Source organism: Mycobacterium stomatepiae, assembly GCF_010731715.1.
GTDB lineage: Bacteria > Actinomycetota > Actinomycetes > Mycobacteriales > Mycobacteriaceae > Mycobacterium > Mycobacterium stomatepiae.
Genome location: NZ_AP022587.1, coordinates 1608329 through 1634826 on the forward strand (window position 1 = coordinate 1608329; position 26498 = coordinate 1634826).

Here is a 26498-nt window from a genome sequence, read left to right on the forward strand (position 1 = left end):
GCAATAACTAGTTCACGAACCTATGCGGAACCTGTGGCTCGGCTATGGCTGGCCGGTGACGTCCGAACGACCGAAAATCCCGCCCCCCATGGCGTCCCCGCCGCGAAGCCGGCCGTCGTTCCGCTCGGTTGACGACAACGATCCCGACCGCCGTGCAGCGGGTCAAGTCAGCGATCCCACCCACGCTATCTTGGCGTGCCCCCTCCAGCCCCACAAGTACCAGCAACACCAATTGTCACTCACACGGTACCGGCTCGGCGCGGTGCCCCTACGGCCCCGGAGACGGTGGAACCGAACCGTTACCCGGCCTCGGTGCGGAAGCTAGGCCAGTTGCCGAGCGGCGTCACCGAGCGCCGCCTCGACCCGTTTGCTGGTCGCGACGGCGTCGACGCGGGCGAGCTCGGCGGTCGCGGCCACCGCCACCGCTGATTGCGGGCCAGCTTTGCGAACAGCTGCATCTGGCCGAGCGAAGTGTCGGTGATCCGGTGCGTCGCGCGTTGCTGGAGGACGTCGCCGATCGCGACGCACAGCGCGGAACTCAACGCGAGCAGCGCGGCGATATCCACCTTGTCCATACGCGGGTTCTCTCCGAGGTCACGGGCGGTCGACGGGGAAACGTGCTGGGTGCACCCACTGTTGCACAGCGGGCGGTCCCAGTCGCGACAATCAGGTTGCGGCATACGGCCCCCAAGCTGCTTGAATACTGGTGGAATCGGTGACGGAGCAGCTGTCGACCGCAACAGTCTCCCGACCGTAGAGGCGCCGCTATGCGCGGCAGATGCGCGGGCAACCGAGCGCGCGAAAGGGTGTAAATGAGCATGACCGATGACGAGCTCCGCTCCAGCGACGCGCCCAAGCCGGCACCGCGTCCGGGGCCGCGACCGGGTCCCCGCCCAGGACCGACACCGCGACCCGGCGCCCACCCGGTGGTGTTGCCCCCCACCAGCAATCCGCACCAGTACGGACGCGTCGACGACGACGGGACGGTGTGGCTGGTCAGCTCGGCCGGCGAGCGCATCATCGGTTCCTGGCAGGCCGGTGACCGTGAGGCGGCATTCGCCCACTTCGGCCGGCGATTCGAGGACCTGAGCACCGAGGTCACGCTGTTGGAGGAGCGACTGGCCTCCGGGAGCGGCGATGCCCGCAAGATCAAGGCCAACGCCGCCGCGCTGGCCGACACGTTGCCGACGGCGTCCGTGCTGGGCGACATCGACGCGCTGGCGGGCCGGCTGACCACCTTGGTGGAGCAAGCCGATGCCACGGTCGTCGCCGACCGCTCGCGGCGCGACGAGCATCGAGCCGCCCAGACCGCCCGCAAGGAGGCGCTCGCCGCCGAGGCCGAGGAGCTGGCCGCCAACTCGACGCACTGGAAGGTCGCCGGGGACCGGATGCGCGAGATCCTCGATGAGTGGAAGACGATCAACGGCCTGGATCGCAAGGTCGACGACGCGCTGTGGAAGCGCTATTCGGCGGCGCGCGAAGCGTTCAACCGGCGGCGGGGTTCACACTTCGCCGAGTTGGACCGCGAGCGCGCCGGAGTGCGGCAGTCCAAGGAACGGTTGTGCGAGCGGGCCGAGGAGTTGTCCGATTCGACGGACTGGGCCGGCACGAGTGCCGAATTCCGCAAGCTGCTGACCGAATGGAAATCGGCGGGGCGCGCGACCCGCGAGGTCGACGACGCGCTGTGGAAGCGGTTCAAGGCCGCCCAGGACGCCTTCTTCTCCGCCCGCAATGCCGTGTCGGCGGAAAAGGATGCGGGATTCGCGGCCAACGCCACCGCCAAGGAGGCGCTGTTGGCCGAGGCCGAGAAGATCGACACCGGCAACCACGAAGCCGCCCGGGCGGCGCTGCGGGCGATCGCCGACAAGTGGGACGCGATCGGCAAGGTGCCCCGGGAGCGGTCGGCCGACCTGGAGCGGCGGCTGCGCGCCGTCGAGAAGAAGGTGCGCGACGCCGGCGAGGCGAATTGGTCCGACCCCGAGGCGCAGGCCCGCGCCGAGCAGTTCGCGACCCGCGCCGAGCACTACGAGCAACAGGCCCGCAAGGCGGCCGCGGCCGGGCGGACCAAGGAAGCCCAAGAGGCACAGGCCAACGCCGAACAATGGCGGCAGTGGGCCCAGGCCGCCGCTGAGGCGCTGACCCGCAGGTCCTAGCGACCCTCTGGTTGGTCCGGGGGCGACTCGGCTCCGGGACCCGCGGGCGTGTCCTGGTCGCCCAGGGTCTGCAGCAGCGTCCTGGACTGTTGCTCGGCGCTGATCCGGCGCCGCTGCTCCTCGGACGCGAGCTGCACGAGCGTGCGCGACCAGACCACGCGGGCCCAGTGAAACGTCAACAGAATCACGGTGATCCAGGCCACCCACAGCCCGACACCGGGGCCGGGACTGCCGGCGGCCGCGGTCTGGCGAGACCACACGGCCAACAGGCCGGTCGCGCCGGCTATCGACGAACCCGCCAGCGCGATCCAGGCCAGCACCCAGCGGCGGGTCAGCAACGCCAGCATCGAGAACCCGACGCCGAAAACCAGTGCCAGCCACGAGAAGACCTTCGACGGCAGCGACAACGCGGCCGCTGCGGCGCCATGGCTGCTGAACAATACGTCCCAACCGCGAACCTGGCCGGTGTGCGGCAGGATGAACGATCCCAGCAGCACGAACACCAGGATGGCGACGATGAATGCCCTTGGGCCGGGGTCGATTTCGCGCGCAACGCGACGTTCTGCAGCCTCAATTTCGGCGCGCAGGGCGTCAAAATCCGTGTGTTCTTTCTTCATCATCGATTACATCCCAACGGTTCGACCGATTCGATCGCCGGCCCGATGCCGGGCATGCCCAACCCGATACCGCGCGGGCGCTGTCCGGCGGCGTGCGCGTCACCGGCTCTGGTGCGGCGGTGGTTCAGGATGCCGGCGTCGGCGATCAGGTGATGCGGTGCGGCCTCGGTGACCGCGGTGGTGATGATATCGCCGGGCCGCACCGAGGTGTCGGCGGCGAAGTGGACCAGCCGGCCGTCGCGCGCCCGCCCCGTCATGCGGGAGGTGCGCGCGTCCTTGCGACCTTCGCCGGTGGCGACCAGCAATTCGACCCTCTGGCCGATCAGTGCGCGGTTGCCCTCCAGCGAGATCTGCTCCTGCAGTTCGATCAGCCGCATATAGCGTTCCTGCACAACATCTTTCGGTAGCTGCCCGGCGAGTTCGGCGGCCGGGGTACCGGGCCGCTTGGAATACTGGAAGGTGAACGCGGCCGCGAACCGGGCCTGGCGCACCACGTCGAGGGTGGCCGCGAAGTCCTCTTCGGTTTCGCCGGGGAATCCGACGATGAGGTCGGTGGTGATCGCCGCGTGTGGCATCACCGCGCGAACCCGGTCGATGATGCCCAGGTAGCGCTCGGCACGGTAGGACCTGCGCATCGCGCGCAGCATCCGGTCCGACCCCGACTGCAACGGCATATGCAAGGCCGGGCAGACATTCGGCGTCTGGGCCATCGCCTCGATGACATCGTCGGTGAACTCCGCCGGATGTGGAGAGGTGAACCGCACACGTTCGAGGCCGTCGATGCCGCCACAGGCCCGCAGCAATTCGGCAAAGGCGCCACGGTTGCGGGGCAGCGCCGGATCGGCGAACGAGACGCCGTAAGCGTTGACGTTCTGTCCCAGCAGCGTGATTTCCAGCACGCCGTCGTCGACCAGCGATCGCACCTCGGCCAGGATGTCCGACGGGCTCCGGTCGACCTCCTTGCCCCGCAGCGACGGGACAATGCAGAAGGTACAGCTGTTGTTGCAGCCCACGGAGATGGAAACCCAAGCAGCATAAGCGGATTCGCGAGCGCTGGGCAGCGAGGAGGGAAACTCCTGCAGCGCTTCGACGATTTCGACCTGGGCGACCTTGTTGTGCCGAGCCCGGTCGAGCAGCGTCGGCAGCGAGCCGATGTTGTGCGTGCCGAATACCACGTCGACCCACGGCGCCTTGCGCAGCAACGCTTCTCGGTCCTTTTGGGCCAGACAGCCGCCGACCGCGATCTGCATGTCGGGGTTGTCGCGCTTGCGCGGGGCCAGGTGGCTGATATTGCCGTACAGCTTGTTGTCGGCGTTCTCGCGCACCGCGCAGGTGTTGAAGACCACCACATCCGCGTCGGTGCCCTCGTCGGCGCGCTGATAGCCGGCCGCCTCGAGCAGACCCGCCAACCGTTCGGAGTCGTGGACGTTCATCTGGCAGCCGTAGGTGCGCACCTGGTAGGTACGCGCCTCCGAAACGTCTCGGGCCACCGTCGAAGTCACGGGGCCATGGTACGGCGACCAGCGCCCGAGGCATTAACCCGCAGGTTGTTACACCCGGCGGCGTTCCCGCTCGGCGTTCAGCTCGGCGAGGACGACCTCGCAAGCCAGGTTCTGGCTGTAGCCGCGGCGGGCCAGCATTCCCACCAGCCGGCGAGTGATCCGCGTGTCGTCCGCACCGAGCGTGTCGCGCCGCAACTTGGCCCGCACCAGTTCTTCGGCCCGGTCTCGCTCGGCGCCGGCGTCGAGGGCGGCCAGCGCCGTGTTGATGGTCTCTTTGTCGACGCCTTTGGTGTGCAGCTCGGCGGCCAAGGCGCGCTTACTCTTTCCCGCGCGGGCGTGCCGGGACCGCACCCACTGTTCGGCGAAGTCGGCGTCATCCACCAGCCCGGCGGCGGCCAGCCGGTCGAGCACCCGGGCGCTGACGTCGCCGGGATATCCGCGTTTTGCGAGCTGACCGGACAACTCGGCCCGGGTGTGCGACCTCGCGGTGAGCAGGCGCAGGCACAACGCCCGCGCCTGCTCTTCGCGGGATGGCTCAGAAATCGACGGGGGCGGGCAAGACGTCGTCATCGGTTACCACTGCGCCAATGCCCATCTTTTCCTTGATCTTCTTCTCGATCTCGTTGGCGATGTCGGCGTTCTCCATCAAGAAGTTGCGGACGTTCTCCTTGCCCTGGCCGAGCTGTTCGCCCTCGTAGGTGAACCAGGACCCGGACTTGCGGATGAAGCCCTGGTCCACGCCCATGTCGATCAGCGAGCCCTCTCTGCTGATACCCCGGCCGTAGAGGATGTCGAACTCAGCCTGCTTGAACGGCGGGGCCACCTTGTTCTTGACGATCTTGACCCGGGTGCGGTTACCGACCGCGTCGGAGCCGTCCTTGAGCGTCTCGATCCGGCGCACGTCCAGGCGCACCGACGCGTAGAACTTCAAAGCCTTTCCACCCGTGGTGGTTTCCGGGCTGCCGAACATCACGCCGATCTTCTCGCGGAGCTGGTTGATGAAGATCGCCGTTGTTCCCGAATTGTTCAGCGCACCAGTCATCTTCCGCAGCGCCTGGCTCATCAGCCGGGCCTGCAGGCCGACGTGGCTGTCGCCCATCTCGCCCTCGAGTTCCGCGCGCGGCACCAGTGCGGCCACCGAGTCGATGACCAGAATGTCCAGGGCACCGGAGCGAATCAGCATGTCGGCGATCTCCAGCGCCTGCTCACCGGTGTCGGGCTGGCTGACCAGCAGGGAATCGGTGTCGACGCCGAGTTTCTTGGCGTACTCCGGGTCCAGGGCGTGCTCGGCGTCGATGAACGCCGCGACGCCGCCGGCCGCCTGGGCATTGGCCACCGCGTGCAGGGCAACGGTGGTCTTACCCGAGGACTCCGGGCCGTAGATCTCCACGACCCGGCCGCGGGGCAGCCCGCCGATGCCAAGGGCCACGTCCAGCGCGATGGATCCGGTCGGAATGATTGAGATCGGTTGACGTGTCTCGTCGCCGAGACGCATCACCGAGCCTTTGCCGTAGCTCTTCTCGATCTGGGCCATTGCCAGTTCGAGGGCCTTTTCGCGGTCGGGCGCCTGCGCCATGGTGTCTCTCCTGTGGTCGTTGTTCTTCTGACCGGTATCGGTCGGTTGGCCGAGACGTTAGACAGCCCCACCGACAGATTCGCTCGAACGATCCCCACAGTAGACGAACACCTGTTCGATTCGAGTTCGACACGCCGTACGGATTCGGTGTGGCAATATCGTCCGAAAAGGCGTCGACGGGCCCGCGTACTACTGAGGAAACCGGTGCGAATCCGGTGCGGTCCCGCCACTGTGATCGGGCACATCACGACCCGAGAGCCAGATACTCACCGTCGGCGCTTCCTCACTAGACGCTGGGGCGGATCTCCCCAGAGAGGCTGGATGCGCACGCATGGATATCTCCGGCATGCTCGACGCAATATCGTCCTACAAGGGGTTTTCGCGCTGACCGTGGGCGGCGCCGCGACAGGATGGCACCCGGTCCGCCGGGACTACGCCGACGGCTTTGCCGGTTTGATCGACACCACCGCACAGCGCTACAACACCGCGGACCTACGGATCGGCGCCTCGCTGGTCCACCTCGGCCACGCCACCCGGCTGTGGTCACCGGTGCTGGCCTGCGCGTTGGCCCGCGGCGTCGTCCCGGACCTGACAGACCTGCAGCGTGCCGACGACGGGGCGCAGCTACGCCTGCCCAAACCCGTCGGAGAGCCGGTCACCGACGTCGCGGCACAGTTGTATCACGTTGTGGTGCAACACCATATGCAGCCGTTTGCGGCCGGCCTGCAGGTCAAACTGGCGCCTGCCCTGCTGGCGGGCAACATCGCGTCCGCGCTCGTCGGCGCGTCACGGGCGCTGCTCGCCGCCCGGCCCGACCTGCGCGCGCGGATCGTCGAGAGCACCGAAGCGCTGCTGAACACGGGCGTGCTGTCCGGGTCCGGCGCCATCACCGGCTCCCATCTGGGGTTCAAGCGCGACAGCTGCTGCCTGTTCTATCGTCTCCCCGGACGATCCGTGTGCGGCGACTGCGTGTTTCGCTCAGCGCCGCGAGCCGGCCGGCGCTGAGCGTGCCTGGCGGCTCACCACTGCTCGCGCGGCACGTCGAAGTCGACGCACAACGCCCGCCACACGTCGCGGGGCTCGACGCCATCCTCGATCGCTTGGGCGGCGGTCCGCCCTCCGAAACCCGGGAGCACGTGGTCTACCAGCACCGATGCGCCGTACGCCGCGCCGAATCGCAGCACCACCCGCTCGTTGAACTCCGTCAGCCGCACGCCAGCCAACATACCGAGCCGGGTCATTTCGTGAGCCCCAGCGCTTGGTGGCATACCCGCACCGGGTCGGCGACGCGGTGGATGCCAGACGCGGCGGTGCGCGCGGCTTCGCGGTAGCGGGGCGCCGCCAGCACATCGTTGACCGCCTCCACCAACGCGTCGGCGGTCAGCGGCCGGATCAGCCGCGCGCTCCCCTGCCGCGTCACCCGATTCGCGAGTTCCCACTGGTCGCCGCCGCCGGGCACCACCACCAGCGGCACACCGGCCAGCAGCGTCTTGGCCAGCATTCCGTGGCCACCGCCGCAGATCACCAGATCGGCGTGCGCCAGCAGCTCGTCCTGGCGTCCCAGCCCGACGGCCGCCCACGGCGGCACCGTCAGGTCCGGTCCGTCCAGCCGCGACACCAGCAGGCGCGACCCCGCCGGCAGCGTCTCCCCCGGCGTCAGACAGCCCAGCGCGACTTCGGCCAGCCCTTCGGTGCCGATCAGGGCGGTCGACGGCGCGATCACGACCACCGGCCCGGAACCGTCGGGCACCTCGAGGATGCGATCGGTCGGCTCGAAGTGCAGCGGTCCGACCACGACGGCCTCGTCGGGCCAGTCCGGGCGGGACACTTCCAGCGCGGGCAGCGTGGCGATCAGCCGTCGCAGCGGCCCGGGATCGCGCGCCGGCAGGCCGATCTCGGCCCGGGAGGCCTGACGCTGCCGCAGGCCCGCGCGCACCGATCGAGCCGTCAGCGCCCGCATCGTGGCATCGCGCAGCCGCCCGCGAATGCCGGTACCGGGCTCCAGCCCGCTGCCGATCGGCGGCAGCCCTTTCGACGGCAGGTACAGCGGATGCGGGTTGAGCTCGATCCACGGGATCCCGAGCAGCTCGGCGGCCATGCCGCCGCCGGCGGTGATGACGTCGGACACCACCAGGTCGGGTGCCAGGTCGCGCAGCGCCGGCACATTGAGCACCGCCATCCGGGCCGCACGCCGGTGGATTCGGGCCCCGGCGTCGACGTCCTCGTCGGTGGCGGCCAGACCGTCCAGCGCGACGGCGCAGACACCGGCGTCGCGGGCGGCCTGGATCCATTCCTCGCCGGTGAACAGCGTGGGCTCGTCGCCCGCGTCCCGGAAGCGCTGACACAGCGCGATCGCGGGAAACGAGTGCCCGGGATCCGGCCCGGCGACGACGGCGACTCGCACCGCCTTACCCTGCCACAGCGTCCGAGGAGCACGCGCCTACGCTGGCACCATGGCCGAGCTGACTGGGACAGCCGTCGCGAACACGCGCACGGTCGAGACTTTTCTGAACGCCCTGATGGACGCGGACTACGAAACCGCGGACGCCTCGCTGGACGACAACCTCGTCTACGAAAACGTCGGATTGCCGACGATCCATGGCCGCACCGCGGCGATGAAGCTGTTCCGCCGAATGGACGGCCGGGCGGGGTTCGAGGTCAAGATCCACCGCATCGCCGCCGACGGCGCTGCGGTGCTCACCGAGCGCAGCGATGCGTTGATCCTGGGCCCGCTGCGCCTGCAGTTCTGGGTGTGCGGGGTGTTCGAGGTCCACAATGGACGAATCACGTTGTGGCGGGACTACTTTGACTTCTTCGACATGACCAAGGCGTTGCTGCGCGGAGTGGCGGCGCTGGTATTGCCGTCGCTCAAAGCCTCGTTCTAGCCGATTCCCGGCGGCTTCTAGCGGCTTCTAGCGGGGCGGCAGACCGCCGAGTTCGTCGAATGCCCGCGCCCAACCGGTGAGGCGATCGGTGGTCTCGACCAATTCGGCCCGGTAGCGCTGGTGCGCGTCCGCTAATCCATCACCGTTCGCCGACGAAACCAACTGCGCTGCGGCGGTGACCATTTCGTTGTACTGCCGGACGCCGGCGCTGAGCTGAGCGGTGAACGCGTTGATGGTCGGCACCAGGTACGCCCGCGACGATTCCGAGTTGTGCGCTGCGCGCTCCATCGACACCACTTCCGCGGCGGTGGAGGCCATCGCCGCGGAGGTCTTGTTCGCCGCCGCGGTCAGGTCGCCGATCTCGTCGGAGGGCAGCATCGCGCCGCGCTCGATGACGCCCAGCAACGAGAAGAACCCGCGCTCGGAGGCGCCGAGCGCATACATCGCCGGGCGCGCCGCGGAGCCCGGGGGCGGCAGTCGTCGGGCGTTGAGCGGCCGGCTGGCCGGCAGCGGCTCGGCCTTGAGCCAGTGGTAGCGGAAGAACAGCAGCGTCGCGGGAATCACCTCGATCACCGCGATCGCGCCGGTGATCTGCAGCAGCAGCACGAACCAGCCCCACCACGCCAGCACGGCCGTGACCACACCCCAGAACACGCTGCCGACGGTGAAGATCCAGGCCCAGCGCAATGCTCGACGGCGACGGCGCAGCAGCCGGGCCCGCGGATCGGCGGCCGCACTGATCTTCTGGGCGACGAAGCCGGACAGATCGGCGGCGGTGTCCAGCCCGTGCTGCAGCAGTGCCCGCCAAGGACGGCGCTGCGCTGTCTTCACCGCCATGTCATGCCGACCGTCAGGCTACTGACCGAAGGGTTTCTCGGCGATTTGTCCCTCGGCGGGGGTGGCCGGCGTGGGTCCGGGGGCCGCGGGTGTTACGCCCGTCGGCAGGGCCTCGCCCCGCATCGACGCGCGGATTTGCTCGAGCCGGGAATGACCCGCCATCTCGACGCTGGCCTGCTGCACCTCGAGCATCCGGCCCTGCACCGAATTCTGGGCGAGCTCGGCGGAGCCGACCGCATTGGCGTAGCGGCGCTCGATCTTGTCGCGCACCTCGTCGAGGCTCGGGGTGTTGCCCGGCGGGGCGATCTCGCTCATCGACCGCAGCGATGCGCTGACCTGCTCCTGCATCTTCGCCTGCTCGAGCTGGCTGAGCAGCTTGGTGCGCTCGGCGATCTTCTGCTGCAACACCATCGCGTTGCGTTCGACGGCCTTCTTGGCCTGCGCCGCCGCGCCCAGGGCTTGGTCGTGCAATGTCTTGAGGTCTTCGACGCTCTGCTCGGCGGTGACCAGCTGAGCCGCGAACGCCTCGGCGGCGTTGGTGTACTCCGCGGCCTTGGCGGCATCGCCGGCGGCGGTGGCCTGGTCGGCCAGCGTCAGCGCCTGACGCACGTTGACCTGAAGCTTCTCGATGTCGGCCAGCTGCCGGTTGAGCCGCATCTCCAGCTGACGCTGGTTGCCGATCACCTGCGCGGCCTGTTGGGTCAGCGCCTGATGTGTTCGCTGGGCTTCCTCGATGGCTTGCTGAATCTGGATCTTGGGGTCGGCGTGCTCGTCAATTTTCGCGTTGAACAGCGCCATGACGTATTTCCACGCTTTGACGAGCGGATTGGCCATGAGTTAGGTCCGCCTTCGCTTCTTGTGCCGGTTGGGCCTGTCGCTCAATTTATCGGGTCGGCGCCGATCCCCCCACCCCTGGCGCGCTCAGACCGCCGCGAGCGTCGCCACCGGCGGGATGACGACCTTGGTGCTGGCATCGATGGAGGTCGTGCTCGCCTCGGCATTGGGCTGAGCGCGCTCCTCGCTCGCCATCCGCTCACCAGCATCGGTGAGCACCGTCGACACCGGGACGTCCAGCGCGTCGCAGATCGCGTTCAACAGCTCGCTGGAGGCCTCTTTGCGGCCACGCTCGACCTCCGAGAGATACCCGAGGCTCACCCGGGCCGTGTCCGATACCTCGCGCAGCGTTCGGCCCTGTGTCGTTCGGGCCAGGCGCAACACCTCGCCGATGACCTCGCGCACCGATGGCGACATCCTGCTCTCCTTCGTCTAGAGCAAAGCTGCTTCATCAGGTCAACGCCAGCAGCGGCCGTCTAGGTTCCCGTGCGCCGCACTTCCCTGACGGTCGAGACCACGTAGTCGATTCCGGTGACCACGGTCAGCAGGATCGCGGCCGCCATCACCACCGACGCCGCCACCAGGAACGGCCCCGACAGCGGCAGCACGAACAACCCGATGGCCACCGCCTGGACAAACGTCTTGAGTTTGCCGCCCCAGCTGGCCGGGATGACACCGCGCCGAATCACGGCCAGCCGCAACAGCGTCACCCCGATCTCGCGGCTCAGGATCAGCACGGTCACCCACCAGGGCAGGTCGCCGAGCATCGACAGTCCCACCAGCGCCGACCCGATCAGCATCTTGTCGGCGATCGGATCGACGAATGCGCCGAACTCGGTCGCCATGCCGTAATTGCGGGCCAGCAGGCCGTCCAGCCGGTCGGTGATACATGCCACCGCGAACACCACGAACGCCGCGATCCGCGCCACGGTTTCGTGACCGCCCCCGGCGAACAATGCGAGCAGGAAGATCGGAACCAGCACCAGCCGCGACAACGTCAGGACATTGGCGAGGTTGGCGATGCTGACACGCCCTGCCACGGGTCCTGTCTGCGGCTGCCCCGACACCGCAACAGAATAACCGGTGACCAGCACAGCCGCCCCGGATGTCAATACTGTTACCCGTGACCGAACGTTCTCTGGATAGCCAGAAGCTGGTAGTCCGGCGCGCGCGCACATCCGACGTCCCCGCGATCAAGCACCTCGTCGACACCTATGCGGGCAAGATCCTGCTGGAAAAGGCCCTGGTGACGCTGTATGAGGCCGTCCAGGAGTTCTGGGTGGCCGAACTGGACGCCCACGTGGTCGGCTGCGGCGCGTTACACGTGTTCTGGTCGGATCTCGGCGAGATCCGCACCATCGCGGTCGATCCCGCGGCGACCGGACACGGTGTCGGCCACGCGATCGTCACGCGGCTCATCGACGTCGCGCGAGAGCTGCAGCTGAAACGGATCTTTGTGCTGACCTTCGAAACCGAGTTCTTCGGCCGGCATGGGTTCACCGAGATCGAGGGCACGCCCGTCACCGCCGAGGTGTTCGAGGAGATGTGCCGCTCCTACGACATCGGTGTGGCCGAATTCCTGGACCTGAGCTACGTCAAGCCGAACATCCTGGGCAACACCCGGATGCTGCTGCACCTCTGACGCGCTGCCCATCCGCCTAACGTGCTCTGGTGGCTACTCGCCGTCGTCGTCGGATCCGTCGGCGTTGGCCCCGCCGCGGATCAAAGCCAGCGTCCCGGCCAGTTCGTCGGGCTTGACCAGCACCTCGCGCGCCTTGGATCCTTCGCTGGGCCCGACGATGCCGCGGGTCTCCATCAGGTCCATCAAACGGCCGGCCTTGGCGAAGCCGACGCGCAGTTTGCGCTGCAGCATCGACGTGGAGCCGAACTGGCTGGACACCACCAGCTCGACGGCCTGCAGGAAGACGTCCATGTCGTCACCGATATCGGGGTCGACGTCCGTGCGCTCGGCCGTGGGCTTGGCGGTGGTGACGCCGTCGGTGTATTCGGGTTCGGCCTGGTCCTTGCAGGCGGCGACGACGGCGTGGATCTCCTCGTCGGTGATGTAGGCGCCCTGCAACCGCAGCGGCTTGTTGGCGCCCATCGGCAGGAACAGGCCGTCGCCCATGCCGATCAGCTTCTCCGCACCCTGCTGGTCGAGGATGACCCGGCTGTCGGTCAGCGACGACGTAGCGAAGGCCAGCCGCGACGGCACGTTGGTCTTGATCAGGCCGGTGACCACGTCGACGGACGGTCGCTGGGTGGCCAGCACCAGGTGGATGCCTGCGGCGCGGGCCTTCTGGGTGATGCGCACGATCGCGTCCTCGACGTCACGCGGTGCGGTCATCATCAGGTCGGCCAGCTCGTCGACGATCGCCACCACGTACGGGTAGGGCCGGTACTCACGCTGGCTGCCCAGCGGCGCGGTGATCTCGCCACTGCGCACTTTCGCGTTGAAGTCGTCGATGTGACGCACCCGCGACGCCTGCATGTCCTGGTAGCGCTGCTCCATCTCCTCGACCAGCCAGGCCAGCGCGGCCGCGGCCTTCTTCGGCTGCGTGATGATCGGGGTGATCAGGTGCGGAATGCCTTCGTAGGGCGTCAGTTCCACCATCTTCGGGTCGATCAGGATCATCCTGACCTCTTCCGGGGTGGCCCGGGTCAGCAGCGACACCAGCATGGAGTTGACGAAGCTGGACTTGCCGGAACCGGTGGAGCCGGCCACCAGCAGGTGCGGCATCTTGGCGAGGTTGGCCGAGATCATCTCGCCCTCGATGTCCTTGCCCAGCCCGATGATCAGCGGGTGGTGGTCGCGGCGGGTCGACGGGTCGGTGAGCACGTCGGCCAGGCGCACCATTTCGCGGTCGGTGTTGGGTACCTCGATGCCGACCGCGGACTTGCCGGGGATCGGGGCGAGCATCCGGACGCTCTCGGTGGCCACCGCGTAGGCGATGTTCTTCTGCAGCGCAGTGATTTTCTCGACCTTGACGCCCGGCCCGAGCTCCACCTCGTAGCGAGTCACCGTGGGACCGCGGGTGCAGCCGGTGACCGCGGCGTCGACCTTGAACTGGGTCAGCACCTCGCCGATGGCCTCGCCCATCTGGGTGTTGGCGGCGCTGCGCTTCTTGGGCGGGTCGCCGGCCACCAGCAGGTCCATCGACGGCAGCGTGTACGGACCCTCGACGACCCGGTCCAGCACCTGGGTGTCCTGCTTCTTGGCGGCCCGACGGCGGCTTTTGGGGACGGCCGGAACGGTCGGCGTCTCGTCGGCCGGCGGCTCGTCGAGCGAGACGGGAGCCTTGGCGGCGGACGGCCACGCCGGCGGCTCCTCGTCGGGTGTGCCGTCGTCGTAGTAACCATCGGAAAAGTCTTCGCGCGCTTCGTCATCGGCGTAGCCGTCGTCGTCCTCGTCGGCGTAGTAGTCGTCCACGAACGGCATGCCGAACAGGGCCCGCGTCATCTCGGGCAGCTCGCGGATGGTAGTGCCGGTCAGCAGCAGCAGGCCGAACAGCGCGCCGATGAACAACAGCGGTGCGGCGATCCAGGGCGTCAGCCCGTCGGCCAGCGGGCCGCCGATCGCGAAGCCGATGAATCCCGCTGCGCAACGGCGCATTTCGGGGTCTCCCGGCGAACCCGACCACAGGTGACGCAGCCCGAGCAGCGAAAAGCTGATCATGCTCGCACCCAGAATCAGCCGCGGCCGTGCCTCGGGGTTGGGCGCGGTGCGCATCAGCACCACCGCGACCGCCCCGAGGACGGCCGGCAACGCCAGGACACCGGCACCGATGAACGTGCGCAGCACCGTGTCGACCCACGCGCCGACTGGCCGCGCCGCATCGAACCACGAGCTCGCGGCGACCACGACGGCAAGGGCCAACAGCACCAGTGCGACCCCGTCGCGGCGGTGCCCGGGATCGATGTCACGGGCCCGCCCGATCGAGCGCGCCGCGCCGCCGGTGCCCCGTGCCGCCATCAGCCAGGTGGCCCGGATGGCCCGCGCGCCGGTGATCCCGGCGGCAACAAGCAGGGACCGGTGGTGCCGTTTGCGGGGCCTATTGGCCTTCTTGCGGGGAGGTGCGGGTCGCGCACTTCGCGACCCGCTAGACCGCGAAGTGGCCTTTGACCTGCTCGTTCTGGTTCCGGAGCGAGCAGCGGTCTTACTAGCCATGGGCTCCAGCCTAGTCGCATGAACCCCATATTCACCATCTGCCACACGGGTCACAAACGGGTGTCAATTCGGTCGCCCAAACGCCTCGGCGGGGACGAAACGACCCCCCTCAGCCGCGACGGGCATGCCGGCAGCCGCTATTCGCGCGTGAGTCAGGGTGACAATCATCCCGCCGCTACCCCTCAAGGAGCTCCGCATGCCCGTCGTCGTCGCCACCCTGACCGTCAAACCCGAGTCGGTCGACACCGTCCGCGACATCCTCACCGCGGCGGTCGAGGAGGTTCACGAAGAGCCGGGTTGCCAGCTCTACTCGGTGCAACAGAGCGGCGAAACGTTCGTCTTCATCGAGCAGTGGGCCGACGAGGAGGCACTCAAGGTGCACAGCACGGCGCCCGCCATCGGCAAGCTGTTCGCGGCGGCCGATGAGCACCTGGCCGGAGCGCCGGACATCAAGACACTGCAGCCCATTCCCGCGGGCGACCCGGACAAGGGACAACTGCGCAAGTGACAGCGGATGGCCCGGGCGGGCCGCTGAAGGGAAAGGTCGCGCTGATCACCGGTGCGGCCCGCGGTCAGGGCCGTGCCCACGCGGTGCGACTGGCCAGCGACGGCGCCGACGTGATCGCGATCGACATCTGCGCGCCGATCGCCAGCGTTCCCTACGCCCTGGCCACGCCCGAGGACCTGGGGGCCACCGTCAAACTCGTCGAGGACACCGGCGCCCGCATCGTGGCCAAACAGGCCGACGTGCGGGATCGCGAGTCGCTGTCGGCCGCGGTGCGGGCCGGTATCGACGAGCTCGGTCGGCTCGACATCGTGGTGGCCAACGCCGGCATCGCCCCGATGCAATCCGGTGACGACGGCTGGCACGATGTCATCGACGTCAACCTCACCGGTGTCTACAACACCATCAAGGCCTCGATACCCACGATGGTCAAGCAGGGCGACGGCGGGTCGATCGTGCTGATCAGTTCGGCCGCGGGCCTGGCCGGCGTCGGCAGCCCGGACGCCGGCTCGGTCGGCTATGCCGCCGCCAAACACGGGGTGGTCGGGCTGATGCGGGTGTACGCGAATCTGCTTGCCCAGCAAATGATCCGGATCAACTCGATTCATCCCTCCGGCGTGGAGACGCCGATGATCAACAACGAGTTCACCCGCGAATGGCTGGCCAAGATGGCCGCCGCGACCGACACGCCCGGAGCCATGGGCAACGCGATGCCGGTGGAGACGCTGGACGCCGAGGACATCGCCAACGCGGTGGCATGGCTGATGTCCGACCAGGCGCGCTACATCACCGGGGTGACCTTGCCGGTCGACGCGGGCTTTTTGAACAAGTAGCTGCCATAGCGCGAAACCCCGCTGCACAGACCGCTTTTGGCCCGATGGTGTTGGCCGCCGTCGAACAGAACGAACCGGCCGGGCGCCGCCTGGTGGACGACGACCTCGCGGACCTGTTCTTGCCGGCCCCACTGCGCTGGCTAGTCGCCACCACCCGGTCGGCGCCGATCCGCCGCCTGATGATCCGTTCATCGGAATGGGCCGGCCCCGGACTGTGGGCAAACCTGGCCTGCCGCAAGCGTTTCATCGCCGATAAGATCACCGAATCGCTCGACGACATCAATGCGGTCGTGGTCCTCGGCGCCGGGTTGGACACCCGGGCCTACCTGCTCAACCGGCGGGTCCGCATCCCGGTCTTCGAAGTGGACCTGCCGGTCAACATCGCCCGCAAGGCCAAGACGGTGCAGCGGGTGCTGGGCGGCCCACCGCTCTCGGTTCGCTTGGTGGCCCTGGATTTCGAGCGCGACGACCTGCTCACCGCGCTCGCCGAACACGGCTATCACACCGATTACCGGGCGTTCTTCATCTGCGAAGGCGTCACGCAGTACCTCACCGAGGCCGGAGTGCGGCGCACCCTGGACGGACTGCGTGCGGCCGCGTCGGGCAGCCGGCTGGTGTTCACCTACGTTCGCCGCGACTTCATCGACGGGACCAATCGCTACGGCACCCGCACGCTGTATCGCAAAGTACGCCAGCGCCAACAACTTTGGCATTTCGGCATCGAACCCGACCAAGTCGCCGACTTCATCGCCGAATACGGATGGCGACTGGTCGAGCAGGCCGGACCGGACGAACTGGTCGGGCGTTACGTCGAGCCCACCGGCCGCAAACTCAAAGCGTCGCAGCTGGAATGGTCGGCCTACGCGGTCAAGACGTAAGGCGTCAGCGATCGAGGAGCTGTCGGTCGATATTCTTGCCCGCTTCGTCGTCGGCGCTTCCGTAGACGGCTTTCGCGGTGCGCAGCTTGCCGGCGAGCTCGGTTGACGCCTTGCTCATCGCGTCGGCCGTCTTCTTCCGCGCGGCGGCGGCTTTGGTGAAGGCCACATTGGACGCACCGCTGATGATGCCGTGGGTGACCCAAGTGGCGACTTCCACATTGGAGCCCGCCGATGAGGCAGTGGTGGCCTGGCTGGCCGCTTGGGTTTGCGATGTCGCCAACTTGTCGAGGTGTTCCGGTGTGACGGTTAGGTCAGCCATGGTTACTTCTCCTTAAACCCTGATTTGGTGAATCACGCTGTAGTCGGCGACTGCGCCGGTTCGTCGCGGACCGGTGTTACCGCGATTGGCGCGACCCCGGCCGTACCCGCACCAGCGCCCGCGGCGCCGTAGCCCGCGGGTGCTTCGTTGAGTAGCTCGGGCAGCACCGGCTCGTGCTCCTGGGCGGTAACGATGTCCTGCAGTTGCGTCTTGGCCTGGCTGACCAGGTTTTCGGGCCGGGACACCCGGCTGGACAGGTTGGTGGCCTGTCCTGACATGGCGGCCGCCTGAACCAGCGTGGGCATGGTGCCCGTCGGCGTGGACGAGGACGCGTAATCCGGCGCCGCAGGTGCCGCCGCGGGGGCTGCCGGCGCCGCAGGTGCCGCCGCGGGCGCTGCCGGTGCCGCGGGTGCCGCGCCGCCCGGGCCGGCCGCGCTCTGCTTCGGGCGCTCGTCGGCCGGCGGTGACGCGACCGTCGGGGCGCCGGCGACGGCGGAGAACGTCGACAGGCCAGCCGAGATGGTCTCGAAGCTCGATACGGTCGAGCCGCCCGAGGCGGCCACCTTCGACTGCGCAACCGAATCGTTCTGAACGGTCCCCGCGGCCAGCGCGGCGTAGCTCGACGCCAACGCATCTGCCTTCTTCCCGTTCTCGATCGAATAGCCCAGCAAAGTACCCAGGAAGGCAACAGCAGCCGAAATCCCCAAACTGGCAACGGAGATCGCGAAGACCTTCGCCGCGATGGGGCCGGCGGGGGCCGGCACCGCGAACGTCATGACCATCTCGATGATCAGAGCTGTCGCAAGCAGAGCGTTCAAGATGCCGAAAGCCAATTGCATGTGGGTGACCCAGTCGGCCTGGTTTTTCACCAGGGCCGCCAGCTGGTTGTCCAGGTCGGCCATCGTCTGCGCGATATTCTGCAGCGACTTATCTTGGCCGGCATAGGCTTCCGAAGCGTCGCCCACCCAATCGGTGTCGGGAAGCGCGGACTTCAGGTGGGCGGCGAGGGTGGTGAATTGCTGTGATCCGGTTTTGAGGGAAGCTCCGTCGTACGGTGTCCCGAATCCGGTTGTCAGCTGCAGAAGCTGGACGGTGGTCATGGTCCAGGAGATGATGCTGACCCCTTTGGCGAAGTCGTCGATCCCCTTTTCTCCGCCCATCTTCTGGCCCAAGGCGAATTTCTCGAGCGTCGAGAGGGACTGCACGTGGCGATCCATCGCCCTGCCCGCAATAAACCCCCCAAAAGACCCAAGGGCGGCGGCGGTATTGGTCGCCGACGTCGCCCAGCCTTCGGCGCCCGGTTCGGAGCCGCTCCAGCCACCGAAATCGAGGCCCAGGCCGGCACCCTGTTGACCCAGGTTGGCCAGGCTGGCGAGACACCTTGCGGCAGAGGTAAATACAGACATCGGAGGTTCCCTTCATGCTTTCAGATTTCGTGCACGACGGGCCCGGGCATCGCGTCGTCAACTGAGCGTAACCCCGGTCGCGGCGTGGTTGCTGCACCAATTTTTTCGCGCATCAACTGCAACTGACAATCAGATTCAATCAAGAAAACAGCCGATAAATGCGTGCGGTCGGGACGGAAAAGTAGCCCTAAACTTGAGGAAATACTGGACCGAAAACGTGACCAGTTCAGACCCGCATCAACGCTGCTGCCGGCAAGGAAAGGACGCCAACGATGACCGACCAAATGCACCCGCAGGTGGCCGAGGCGCTTCGGCAAGCGCAACAGTTTCAGTCGGTCCTCGACGACCACATGCATCGAACGGACACCGGCACCTTCGCGGCCACGGACGAAACCGAAACCGTCACAGTGACCCTGAACGCGCAACTGGTTTTGACCGACGTCGATATCGAACCGGGCCTGCTCAGGCTGGGCGCCGCGACGGTGGAGGAGCGCATCAACGACGCGCTGCAGAAAGCGGCTGCCGTAGCGACCGCTACCAACGAGGCCGAGGAAGAGCGCCTGGTCACGTCCCTCGCCGAAATCACCGGCTCGCTGAGCAGCATCCTGGGCGTGACCTAAACGAACACCGAAAAGTACCGCGGCAGTTTACGTTTCGCGGAACAGCGTCACACCTCGATGACGGTGGGCACGATCATAGGGTGCCGGCGATAGGTTTCGCCGACCCATTTGCCGACGGTGCGCCGCACACCCTGAGCGATCCGGACCGGGTCGGTCACGTTGTTGGCGACCAGCGCTTCGAGCTCTTCTTCCACCTTGCGCACGACGGGCTCGAGCGCCTTGGGATCCTCGGAGAATCCGCGCGAATGCAGATGCGGCGTCGCGGCCGGTCGCCCGGTGCCGCGGGTGACCACCACCGTCACCGCGACAAACCCCTCGGACAGAATCAGCCGCTCCCCCAGCGTGATATCGCCGACATCGCCGGTGACCAGCCCGTCGACGAACATCATGCCGACCGGCACCGCCCCGGCGATCGTCGCCCTGCCCCCGACCAGATCGACGCTGACGCCGTTCTCGGCCAACAAGATTGACTCCTCCGGCACTCCGGTGGTGGCGGCCAGCTTGGCGTTGGCGCGCAGCATGCGCCACGTGCCGTGCACCGGCATCACATTGCGGGGTCGCACCCCGTTGTACAGGAAGAGCAGCTCACCGGCGTAGGCGTGGCCCGAAACATGCACCCGGGCTTGGGCATTGGTAACCACCCGGGCGCCGATCTTGGACAGCGCATCGATGACGCCGTAGACGGCCTCCTCGTTGCCAGGGATCAGCGAGGAGGACAGCACGACCAGGTCTCCCGCGGTGAGCGTGATACTGCGATGCTCGCCGCGCGACATCCGCGACAACGCCGCCATCGGCTCACCCTGGGTGCCGGTGGTGATCAGCACCACCCGCTCGGGCGCCATCATCTCCGCCGCCCCGATGTCGATCAGGTCGGAATCGTCGACCCGCAGGAATCCCAAATCGCGGGCGATGCTCATGTTGCGCACCATGGACCGCCCGACGAACGACACTCGTCGGCCCAGAGCCACTGCGGCATCGATGATTTGCTGCACCCGGTCGACGTTGGAGGCGAAGTACGCCACGATCACGCGACCTTCCGCACCGCGGATCAGCCGGTGCAGGGTCGGGCCGACTTCGCTTTCGGAGGGCCCGACACCGGGATGCTCGGAGTTGGTCGAGTCACACAGGAACAGGTCCACCCCGGCGTCGCCCAGCCGCGACATGCCGGGCAGATCGGTGGGCCGGCCGTCCAGCGGGGTTTGGTCGAGCTTGATGTCGCCGGTGTGCAAGACCGTTCCCGCGCCGGTGTACACCGCGATGGCCAGTGCATCGGGAATGGAGTGGTTCACCGCGAAATATTCGCAGTCGAACACGCCGTGACGGCTGCTTTGCCCCTCTTTGACCTCGACGAACACCGGCTTGATGCGGTGCTCGCGGCACTTGGCCGCGACCATCGCCAAGGTGAACTTCGAACCGACCACAGGGATGTCGGGCCGCAGCTTGAGCAGGAACGGGATCGCCCCGATGTGGTCCTCGTGCGCATGCGTCAGGACCAGCGCCTCGATGTCGTCGAGCCGGTCTTCGATGTGGCGTAGGTCGGGCAGGATCAGGTCGACGCCGGGCTCGTCGTGGGTGGGGAACATCACCCCGCAGTCGATGATCAGCAGCCGGCCCAGGTGCTCGAACACCGTCATGTTGCGGCCGATTTCGCTGATGCCGCCCAGCGCAGTCACCCGCAACCCACCTGCGGTCAACGGACCTGGCGGGCTGAGGTCTGCTTCCACTGTCAGGCCACCCTTTGGGTCACCGAAGCACCGAGGCCGCACGCATGTCGGCGACCAGGGCGTCGATCTGCTCGGGCGTCGCCGCCACCTGCGGCAGGCGGGGGTCGCCGACGTCGATGCCCTGCAGTCGCAGACCGGCCTTGGACAGCGTCACTCCGCCCAGGCGGCTCATCGCGTTGCACAGCGGGGCGAGCGATACGTTGATCTTGCGGGCGGTCGCGACATCACCGGAATTGAAGGCGGACAACAACTCCCGTAGCTGGCCGGCGGCCAGGTGCGAAATCACGCTGATGAAGCCGATTCCGCCCATCGCCAGCCAGGGCAGGTTGAGAGCGTCGTCGCCGGAGTAGTAGGCCAATCCGGTTTCGGCGATGATCTGGCCGCCGCTGTGCAGATCGGCCTTCGCGTCCTTGATCCCGACAATGTTCGGGTGGGCGGCCAGCGCGCGGATGGTGTCGGGCTCGATGGGCACCACCGACCGCGGCGGGATGTCGTAGAGCAGCACCGGCAGCTCGGTCGCGTCGGCGACGGCGGTGAAATGGGCGATCAGCCCGCGCTGCGGCGGCCTCGAGTAGTACGGCGTGACCACGAGCAGCCCGTGCGCACCCTCGGCCGCGCAGGCCTTCGCCAGCTTGACGCTGTGCGCGGTGTCATAGGTGCCCGCGCCGGCGATCACGCGGGCCCGGTCGCCCACGGCTTCCAGCACGGCGCGCAGCAGCTCGATCTTCTCGTCGTCGGTGGTGGTCGGCGACTCGCCGGTGGTTCCCGAGACGACCAGGCCGTCGCAGCCGGCGTCGACCAGGTGGTTTGCCACCCGCGCCGCCGCGGCGGTGTCAAGCGAGCCATCGGCGGCAAACGGCGTCACCATTGCGGTCAGCAAGGTTCCCAGACGCGCGGGCGCATCGAATCCGACGGAGCTCACGGCTCCCAGATTACCTGGCGGTGCCAAACCGATTTCGCCGCCGCGCGCGCCCGAACCGCCGCGCCCCGCGCGAGTGTGCGTTGACGGCCGCGGGTGTGCATTGACGGCGCCCTGGACTCCCACTCGACGAGAGCCGCCACCTGCAGCCTTCCCCGGCTTCACCGCCTCAGGCTTCGGTGGCTAACGGACTGGTCGCGACCTCGGTTCCGTCGGCAAGAGTGGAGATCTCGAAATCGGCGAATACCGCCGGCGCCACCTCGATCAGCTGGCGCAGACATTCGATGGCCAGCCGCCTGATTTCCACGTCGGCGTGTTCGCTGGCGCGCATCGCGACGAAGTGCCGCCAGGCCCGGTAATTCCCGGTTACGACGATGCGGGTTTCGGTGGCGTTCGGCAGCACCGCACGGGCCGCCTGCCGGGCCTGCTTGCGCCGCAGCACCGCGTTGGGCTGGTCAGCGAACTTGGCTTCGAGCTTGGCCAGCAGTTCGGTGTAGGTGGCGCGGCTGGCGTCGGCGGCCTCGGCCAGGATCTGTGCCAGTTCGGGGTCGTCCTCCAGGCCCGGCGGCACGACGATCCGCGAGTCCACCTCCGGCACGTAGCGCTGGGAGAGCTGCGAATAGGAGAAATGCCGGTGCCGGATCAGTTCGTGGGTCAACGACCGCGAAATGCCGGTGATGTAGAACGACACGCTCGAGTGCTCGAGCACCGAAAAGTGGCCGACGTCGATGATGTGCTTGATGTAGCCGGCATTGGTCGCGGTCTTGGGGTTGGGTTTCGACCAACTCTGATAGCAGGCCCGGCCGGCGAACTCGACCAGTGCAGGCCCGCCGTCGGCGTCGGTGGTCCACGGCACGTCCGGCGGCGCCAAGAACTCGGTCTTGGCGATCAGTTGCACGCGCAGCGGCGCGGTCTCGGCCACGGCGCCTACCTTAGCCCGGCGACGATGCGCGCCGCGGAGTGGCGGGAGGTGGGGGACCCCCACCCTCTTGCGGGGGGCGAGCCGGGCAATCTAACTGGGGCGGGGGTCCTGCTCGATCCGGACCTGGCCCGACATCAGCAACGGCAGCAAGGCATCGCGGAAACCCGACAGCCGCAAGGATTCGCTGCGCCGCGCGTGACACAGCGCGCCCAAACCGGTGATCGTCTGCGCCGCATGGGCGGTCAGGCTACGGACGTCGCGCACCGCGACATCCATCAGGTCTTGCGGTGCAATCCGTTGCCGGCTGGTCGAGGTTCCGGCGACCTGTTGGCGCAGTCGCTGCGAGACGTCGGGTTGCCGCATCGCGGCCCACAGCGCCGAGGTGTCGACACCGTTGGGTTTGAGCACCACGAATTCCGTACTCGCCACTGCCATTTCGGAGGGCAGTTGCACCACATTCCAGATGCGCGGGATCCGGGGATTCAGCTTGGCGACCAGCACGCACGGTTGCGACAGCACGAATTTGCCGCTTTTCACCGCCGCCCGCTCGACGCGTTGGGGTGTGGCGCCGTCGTCGAACGCCGGAAGACTGAAATGTGCGACGAAGTCGTCGAATTGGCGCGGATCGCGAACTGCCGTGGACCGTTGCGCCAGGGTCGACAGCGCCACGTGGTCGGTGAGCGGTTCGACGAGTGCGAGCATCAGCTGCTCGGCGGCCTCGATCACGCGTTCATTCGCGGCGACCTTGTCGTCGAAAGCGCCGAGCAGCGCGGCAATCCGCCGCCGCTGGTATCCCGGGACGGCCGGCACCGAAACGTCGCGCAGAATTGCCTGATTGAGCAGGGGCTGCCCCGATCCGGCCCGGTGATCGCCCAGCCGGCAAGTTTGCAACGCGTAGTACCAATAGCGGGTCTCGGCGGGCTCCTTGGCCCGGCACACCAGCGCGTTGTCGGTGACCCACACGTCGGAATCGCAGTAACGCAAGCTGCCGCAATAGGATCCGACCCGACCGAGCACGATCAAGGAGCCGCTCGCGTTTGACTGCGCCGCAAAACCGATCGCGCCGTTGGCGCCGTAGACGGGAAACGGCCCCTCGGGCACCCGGGCCGGCAGGCCGGTGCCGGTGCGGAGGTCGAGATACTCGCCGAGCGTCGCCCTCAGCACAATCGACGCACCTGCTGTCGCAACGCCGTCTCCCAGCGCGCGGATTCGTCCAGCGCCGCCAAAAGATCCTGGGTCAGCCGCGCGATCTTCTCGGCGGCCGGCTCCGCGTCCTGGCCGGCTGCCGGAGCACCGACATAGCGCCCCGGTGTGAGCAGGTAACCCGCAGCGGCGATGTCGTCCAGCGACACGGATTTGCAGAATCCCGGAATATCCTGGTAAATCGAGCCTTTGGCGGATTTCGAGCCGTACCAGGCGTGATAGGTGTCACCGATCCGGGCGATATCCTCGTCGCTCAGGACGCGTTCGGCGCGATCGACGAGATGGCCGAGGCCGCGGGCGTCGACGAACAGCACCTGCCCGGACCTGTTCCCCTTGTCAGTCGCGAAGAACCATAGGCACACCGGGATTCCGGTGCTGCGAAATAGCTGCTCGGGCAGCGCGATCATGCACGACACCAGATCCGCGTCGACGATCCGCGCGCGAATGTCGCCCTCGCCGAGCGTGTTCGACGACATCGAGCCGTTGGCCATCACCACGCCGGCCTTGCCGCCCGGCGCCAGCTTGGCCAGGATGTGCTGAATCCAGGCGTAGTTGGCGTTGCCGGCGGCGGGAACACCGAAACGCCACCGCGGGTCGTATTCGTCGCGGGCCCAATCCTTGATGTTGAACGGCGGATTGGCCATCACGTAGTCCATCGCAACGCCGGCGTGCAGGTCGTCGACGAACGTGTCGCCCCGGGCTAGGCCCGCATTGTCGATGCCGTGGATGGCGAGGTTCAGCTTCGCCATTCGCCAGGTCTGTTCGACGCCCTCCTGACCGTAGATGCGGACTTGCGTCGGGTCACCGTCGCGAGCGGCGATGAAATTCTCGGTCTGCACGAACATCCCGCCCGAGCCGCAGCACGGGTCATAGACTCGCCCGCCGTCCGGTTCCAGAACCTCCACGATCAGCCGCGCGATGCTGGGCGGCGTGAAGAACTCCCCACCCCGTTTCCCTTCCGCGCGAGCGAAATTACCGAGGAAGTACTCGCACACCTCCCCCATCAGGTCCCTGGGGCCGCTGCCGAATTGCGCGTGTGCCAACAGCTCGATCAACTCGCCGAGCCGGCGCCGGTCGAGATCTTCGTAGATCAGCGGCAGCATTCCGGCCAGGGCCGGGTTCGCCGCCATCACGGCGCCCATCGCATCGTCGGCCAACCGGCCCACGTTGTCCGCTTTTGCGTTGTCCGCCAATATGTTCCAGCGCGACCCGGAGACGTACTTGAGGAACACCAACCCGAGGATGACGTCCTTGTACTGACTCGCCGACAGAGAACCGCGCAGTTTCTTGGCCGCCTTCCACAGCGTGGCCTTGAGTTCCTTGTCGGTCGCCATCAGCCGACCCGCTTGGCGGCGGTGCGCAACTGGCCGGCCAGATCGCCGCGGCCCGAGACGGTGACCCCGCCCAGCCCAAGCCAGGACGCCATCGAAGCCAGCTCGCCGGCCAGCGCGGCGGCCACCCGGGAGCGCGACGCCCGGTCGGCGCCGCCGGCCTCGGCGAACGCGCCGACCACCCGCAGCGTGCCGGCGGCGCGATCGGCCTTGAGGTCGACCCGCGCCATCAGCTCGCCGTCCACCAGCAGCGGCCACACGTAATAGCCGTACTGGCGCTTGGCCGCCGGAGTGTAGATCTCGATGCGGTAGTGGAAATTGAACAGCCGCTCCACCCGGGGCCGGAAGAAGATCAACGGGTCGAACGGACATAGCAGTGCGGTGCCGCGATCCACCCGGGGCACCGTCCGGCGCGCGTGCAGATACGCGGGCGCGGACCAGCCGTCGACCTGGACCCGCTCGATCTCGCCGGCGGCGATCAGCCCGGCGATGGCCGGCTTGACCTGTTGGGCGGAGAGCCGGAAGTAGTCGCGGATGTCGGCCTCGGTGCCCACGCCCAGCGCGGTGGCCGCGCGCAAGCAGAGCTCGCGGATGGCGTCGGCGTCGTCGATCTCGCGGGCCAGCACGGCGGCCGGTAGCACCCGTTCCACCAGGTCGTAGTGGCGGGCGAACCCGACCCGGGTGGCCGTGGTCAGCACCCCGGCCGCGAACAGCGCCTCGGCCACCCACTTGGTGTCGCTGCGACTGCCCCACCAGCTGCCCCGGGGTCCGGCCGTTTTGGCCTCGAGGTAAGCCTCGATCTGTCCGGCGGTGCTGGGTCCGAGTTCGCCAACCGCGTCGATGATCTTGTCGGCAAGCTTGGGATTGGCCTTGACGATGTGAGTGCCCCATCGACCGTGCCGGTACTGGCGCATCCGCCACCGCAACAGCGGCCAGTCGTCGACGGCCATCAGCGCGGCCTCGTGCGCCCAGTACTCGGCCAGCAGCCGCGACGAGCGCGGGCCCCAGGCGGCGCGGTCCAGCACGTCGCGGTCGTAGGGCCCGAGCCGGCTGAACACCGGCGCGTAATGGGCACGCACCGCCACGGAGACTGAATCCAGTTGCAACACTTGAATTCTCGAGATCAACCGGCGCAGGTGCGCGCGAGTGATCTCGCCGCCGGGTCGCGGCTCGGTAAACCCTTGGGCCGCAACGGCTATCCGCCGGGCCTGTGCGGCGGTCAGCCTCCTGATCGACACGCGCCGAGAATACCGGTCAAGGCGCCGC

Annotated in this window: 26 protein-coding genes, 2 pseudogenes and 1 riboswitch; of the genes and pseudogenes, 8 read left to right on the forward strand and 20 right to left on the reverse strand. The window is 67.7% G+C overall.

What is annotated here, in order from left to right:
* Positions 1–413: 413 nt before the first annotated feature.
* Positions 414–575, reverse strand: a pseudogene (locus G6N54_RS29430) (DMT family transporter); the annotation flags it as partial.
* Between the two features lie 243 nt (positions 576–818).
* Here G6N54_RS29430 and G6N54_RS07675 point away from each other — a divergent pair.
* A complete protein-coding gene (locus G6N54_RS07675; RefSeq protein ID WP_163794580.1) occupies positions 819–2153 on the forward strand; it encodes a DUF349 domain-containing protein in 1335 nt (444 codons plus the stop codon).
* Here the strand turns inward: G6N54_RS07675 and G6N54_RS07680 are convergent.
* Genes G6N54_RS07680 through recA form a run of 4 tightly spaced genes read right to left on the reverse strand, consistent with a single transcriptional unit; the run spans position 2150 to position 5848 of the window.
* Positions 2150–2773, reverse strand: coding sequence for an Rv2732c family membrane protein (locus tag G6N54_RS07680; RefSeq protein WP_163789439.1), 624 nt, complete (start codon positions 2771–2773; stop codon positions 2150–2152). The genes G6N54_RS07675 and G6N54_RS07680 overlap by 4 nt on opposite strands.
* A complete protein-coding gene (gene miaB / locus G6N54_RS07685) occupies positions 2770–4272 on the reverse strand; it encodes a tRNA (N6-isopentenyl adenosine(37)-C2)-methylthiotransferase MiaB (RefSeq protein WP_163789441.1) in 1503 nt (500 codons plus the stop codon). The genes G6N54_RS07680 and miaB overlap by 4 nt, the downstream gene beginning before the upstream one ends.
* Positions 4273–4320: 48 nt before the next feature.
* A complete protein-coding gene (recX, locus tag G6N54_RS07690) occupies positions 4321–4842 on the reverse strand; it encodes a recombination regulator RecX (protein WP_163789443.1) in 522 nt (173 codons plus the stop codon).
* Complete coding sequence (gene recA / locus G6N54_RS07695) at positions 4808–5848, reverse strand: recombinase RecA (protein ID WP_163789445.1); 1041 nt, start codon at positions 5846–5848, stop codon at positions 4808–4810. Before recA ends, recX begins: the two co-directional genes overlap by 35 nt.
* Before the next feature lie 160 nt (positions 5849–6008).
* A riboswitch (cobalamin riboswitch) is annotated at positions 6009–6136 on the forward strand.
* A gap of 43 nt (positions 6137–6179) precedes the next feature.
* Here recA and G6N54_RS07700 point away from each other — a divergent pair.
* A pseudogene (locus tag G6N54_RS07700) lies at positions 6180–6853 on the forward strand ((2Fe-2S)-binding protein).
* Positions 6854–6867: 14 nt separating this feature from the next.
* On the opposite strand, the gene G6N54_RS07705 reads toward G6N54_RS07700, so the two are convergent.
* Positions 6868–7062 (reverse strand): DUF3046 domain-containing protein, encoded by a 195-nt coding sequence (locus tag G6N54_RS07705; RefSeq protein ID WP_408632596.1) that lies wholly within the window; start codon positions 7060–7062, stop codon positions 6868–6870.
* Between the two features lie 23 nt (positions 7063–7085).
* Positions 7086–8252: a glycosyltransferase gene (locus G6N54_RS07710; protein ID WP_163789447.1), complete on the reverse strand. Its 1167-nt coding sequence runs from the start codon at positions 8250–8252 to the stop codon at positions 7086–7088.
* A 49-nt stretch (positions 8253–8301) separates the two neighbouring features.
* Between G6N54_RS07710 and G6N54_RS07715 the strand changes: the two genes are divergently transcribed.
* The gene (locus G6N54_RS07715) at positions 8302–8733 is read left to right on the forward strand and encodes a limonene-1,2-epoxide hydrolase (RefSeq protein WP_163789449.1); all 432 of its coding nucleotides are present in this window, start codon (positions 8302–8304) and stop codon (positions 8731–8733) included.
* A 27-nt stretch (positions 8734–8760) separates the two neighbouring features.
* Here the strand turns inward: G6N54_RS07715 and pspM are convergent, their stop codons facing one another.
* The 4 genes from pspM to pgsA all read right to left on the reverse strand — a co-directional run bounded on the left by pspM (position 8761) and on the right by pgsA (position 11471).
* On the reverse strand, positions 8761–9570 hold the full coding sequence (gene pspM / locus G6N54_RS07720) for a phage shock envelope stress response protein PspM (protein ID WP_163789451.1): 810 nt from the start codon (positions 9568–9570) through the stop codon (positions 8761–8763).
* Between the two features lie 18 nt (positions 9571–9588).
* Positions 9589–10404, reverse strand: coding sequence for a phage shock protein PspA (pspA, locus tag G6N54_RS07725; protein ID WP_163789452.1), 816 nt, complete (start codon positions 10402–10404; stop codon positions 9589–9591).
* Between the two features lie 87 nt (positions 10405–10491).
* The gene (gene clgR / locus G6N54_RS07730; RefSeq protein WP_163789454.1) at positions 10492–10821 is read right to left on the reverse strand and encodes a transcriptional regulator ClgR; all 330 of its coding nucleotides are present in this window, start codon (positions 10819–10821) and stop codon (positions 10492–10494) included.
* 59 nt (positions 10822–10880) lie between these two features.
* Entirely contained in the window at positions 10881–11471 is a 591-nt protein-coding gene (pgsA, locus tag G6N54_RS07735) for a CDP-diacylglycerol--glycerol-3-phosphate 3-phosphatidyltransferase (RefSeq protein WP_197939578.1), read from the reverse strand.
* 56 nt (positions 11472–11527) lie between these two features.
* Here pgsA and G6N54_RS07740 point away from each other — a divergent pair, with 56 nt between their 5' ends.
* Entirely contained in the window at positions 11528–12046 is a 519-nt protein-coding gene (locus G6N54_RS07740; protein WP_179969180.1) for an amino-acid N-acetyltransferase, read from the forward strand.
* A gap of 33 nt (positions 12047–12079) precedes the next feature.
* Here the strand turns inward: G6N54_RS07740 and G6N54_RS07745 are convergent, their stop codons facing one another.
* Positions 12080–14572 (reverse strand): FtsK/SpoIIIE family DNA translocase, encoded by a 2493-nt coding sequence (locus G6N54_RS07745; RefSeq protein ID WP_163789460.1) that lies wholly within the window; start codon positions 14570–14572, stop codon positions 12080–12082.
* A 196-nt stretch (positions 14573–14768) separates the two neighbouring features.
* Between G6N54_RS07745 and G6N54_RS07750 the strand changes: the two genes are divergently transcribed.
* The 3 genes from G6N54_RS07750 to G6N54_RS07760 are packed head-to-tail and all read left to right on the forward strand — an operon-like array spanning position 14769 to position 16788.
* Positions 14769–15080, forward strand: coding sequence for a putative quinol monooxygenase (locus tag G6N54_RS07750; RefSeq protein ID WP_163789462.1), 312 nt, complete (start codon positions 14769–14771; stop codon positions 15078–15080).
* Positions 15077–15910: a mycofactocin-coupled SDR family oxidoreductase gene (locus tag G6N54_RS07755; RefSeq protein ID WP_163789464.1), complete on the forward strand. Its 834-nt coding sequence runs from the start codon at positions 15077–15079 to the stop codon at positions 15908–15910. Before G6N54_RS07750 ends, G6N54_RS07755 begins: the two co-directional genes overlap by 4 nt.
* 5 nt (positions 15911–15915) lie before the next feature.
* Positions 15916–16788, forward strand: coding sequence for an SAM-dependent methyltransferase (locus G6N54_RS07760; protein WP_163794582.1), 873 nt, complete (start codon positions 15916–15918; stop codon positions 16786–16788).
* Positions 16789–16792: 4 nt separating this feature from the next.
* On the opposite strand, the gene G6N54_RS07765 is transcribed toward G6N54_RS07760, so the two are convergent.
* On the reverse strand, positions 16793–17107 hold the full coding sequence (locus G6N54_RS07765) for a type VII secretion target (RefSeq protein ID WP_163789466.1): 315 nt from the start codon (positions 17105–17107) through the stop codon (positions 16793–16795).
* Positions 17108–17139: 32 nt separating this feature from the next.
* Positions 17140–18513, reverse strand: coding sequence for an EspA/EspE family type VII secretion system effector (locus G6N54_RS07770; RefSeq protein ID WP_163789467.1), 1374 nt, complete (start codon positions 18511–18513; stop codon positions 17140–17142).
* Between the two features lie 272 nt (positions 18514–18785).
* On the opposite strand from G6N54_RS07770, the gene G6N54_RS07775 reads away from it, so the two are divergent.
* Entirely contained in the window at positions 18786–19133 is a 348-nt protein-coding gene (locus tag G6N54_RS07775) for a YbaB/EbfC family nucleoid-associated protein (protein WP_163789469.1), read from the forward strand.
* A 47-nt stretch (positions 19134–19180) separates the two neighbouring features.
* On the opposite strand, the gene G6N54_RS07780 is transcribed toward G6N54_RS07775, so the two are convergent.
* The 6 genes from G6N54_RS07780 to G6N54_RS07805 form a co-directional block, all read right to left on the reverse strand.
* Entirely contained in the window at positions 19181–20857 is a 1677-nt protein-coding gene (locus G6N54_RS07780) for a ribonuclease J (protein WP_163789471.1), read from the reverse strand.
* A gap of 19 nt (positions 20858–20876) precedes the next feature.
* Positions 20877–21779: a 4-hydroxy-tetrahydrodipicolinate synthase gene (dapA, locus tag G6N54_RS07785; RefSeq protein ID WP_163789472.1), complete on the reverse strand. Its 903-nt coding sequence runs from the start codon at positions 21777–21779 to the stop codon at positions 20877–20879.
* A gap of 166 nt (positions 21780–21945) precedes the next feature.
* Complete coding sequence (thyX, locus tag G6N54_RS07790) at positions 21946–22698, reverse strand: FAD-dependent thymidylate synthase (protein WP_163789475.1); 753 nt, start codon at positions 22696–22698, stop codon at positions 21946–21948.
* Between the two features lie 90 nt (positions 22699–22788).
* Complete coding sequence (locus G6N54_RS07795) at positions 22789–23859, reverse strand: restriction endonuclease subunit S (protein WP_163794583.1); 1071 nt, start codon at positions 23857–23859, stop codon at positions 22789–22791.
* Positions 23856–25235 carry a class I SAM-dependent DNA methyltransferase gene (locus tag G6N54_RS07800; protein WP_163789477.1) on the reverse strand — a complete coding sequence of 460 codons (1380 nt, stop codon included), beginning with the start codon at positions 25233–25235 and terminating at the stop codon, positions 23856–23858. The genes G6N54_RS07795 and G6N54_RS07800 overlap by 4 nt, the downstream gene beginning before the upstream one ends.
* Positions 25235–26470 carry a winged helix-turn-helix domain-containing protein gene (locus tag G6N54_RS07805; RefSeq protein ID WP_163789478.1) on the reverse strand — a complete coding sequence of 412 codons (1236 nt, stop codon included), beginning with the start codon at positions 26468–26470 and terminating at the stop codon, positions 25235–25237. The genes G6N54_RS07800 and G6N54_RS07805 overlap by 1 nt, the downstream gene beginning before the upstream one ends.
* Positions 26471–26498 lie beyond the last annotated feature (28 nt).